The organism is Acinetobacter lwoffii, assembly GCF_024129685.1.
In the GTDB taxonomy this organism is placed as follows: Bacteria; Pseudomonadota; Gammaproteobacteria; order Pseudomonadales; family Moraxellaceae; genus Acinetobacter; species Acinetobacter lwoffii_X.
The window spans coordinates 1-1,353 of record NZ_JAMXXL010000074.1; the positions used below are offsets into that span (position 1 = coordinate 1).

General features: G+C 30.2%; 1 protein-coding gene. It reads right to left on the reverse strand.

Going from position 1 to position 1,353, the window contains the following annotated elements; translation table 11 throughout:
- Positions 1 to 150 precede the first annotated feature (150 nt).
- Positions 151 to 1,167, reverse strand: coding sequence for a PDDEXK family nuclease (locus NI464_RS15720; protein WP_005254575.1), 1,017 nt, complete (start codon positions 1,165 to 1,167; stop codon positions 151 to 153).
- Positions 1,168 to 1,353: the final 186 nt, after the last annotated feature.

The window sequence follows — 1,353 nt, forward strand, 5'->3', positions numbered from 1 at the left end:
TCATTTAATTATTGCATTAAGTCTAATGATAGATATTGTATGCGATTTGGCTCGCTATCATTCAGCTATACTCTTTTGATAAAAAAAGCATGACTAAAAGCCATGCCTTGGGAATTCGTATAACGTGTATTATGTTAATTTTAGGAACTCTTAACTATTGTCCTTAATTTCTATCTCATAATTAAGACTTCGCGCTTGATCTATAAATTCACCGATATTTCCAGATCCCCATTGATTTGAAATAGCGTAACAACCATCTTGAAAATTAAAAACTTCGGTTGGTTGAGAAAAATATCTCTTTTGACTTTTAATCTCATCAAATTTCTTATAAAAACGTCCGCTTCTTAACGTTTTAGGAAAATCATTATTTAGTGCTAAAAAGCTATTTATATTTTTTTCTTCAACGTGATGCTTTACTACAGCTAGTACTAAATTTCTTTTATTATATTCTTGACCATTAAATAGGTATTTAGAATAATCTCTTAAATATTTCTTATCAGAATTTCTTCGCTCTTCTGACTTTTGCTGTGCTTTGACTTGATAGTCTTTGGCTTCTGGAAGTGGAATAATTTGTTGAATATTCAGTAGAATTTCTTCTTTGTGCCTATATGGCTTGATACGAATACATGTAATATCTAAATCTCTATCATTCAACCACATAACGGATGTTGTTAACTCTTTTGAGAAATCAGCAGAAACCAAAATAATTTTGACATCATCACCAAAAGTACTTTCTATTTCTAGCAAATCTTTTCCAATAAACTCCTCAATTTCCTCTTGCGCATCTTCTTCTTTAAAATCTGGAAAACCATTTAAAGTTTTATATGTGGTGAATACTTTTACAAGATGTTCAAACGTCATGGTAGATATCATTGATGCATATCTTAGGGCTTGAAGCTCCATATGATCACCAGAATCTGTTCTTTTTAATTCAATAATTATTAAATTTGCATTTTGATCTATGGCTAATAAATCAATACGTTTGCGAGACTGATCCCATTCGGAATATTCTTCAGCAACAATTAAAACACCTGGAACAAGAACTTCAATATTTTGTTTTAAAGCTTGTTGGAGATCTTGCCTTTCTAATATTCCTTCTTGGCCAAAGGAAGTTTCTGAAATTTGCTTTATCTCCTTATTATTATGTTGAAATGTAAATAAACTCATAGGTTGCTCCAGTTTTAAAAAATATGTAGGTAAAAATTCAGACTTAATGTGAGTAAAAAATGGGAAAGTTTTATGAATATGCATGTATTTTATTTTTAATTAGGGTGTGTTGACACTTTTAGCTTAAAAAAATAGCGAAGTAGTAAAATCAAATCGCCAAACCCAATTTTACTATTCGCTATGCCT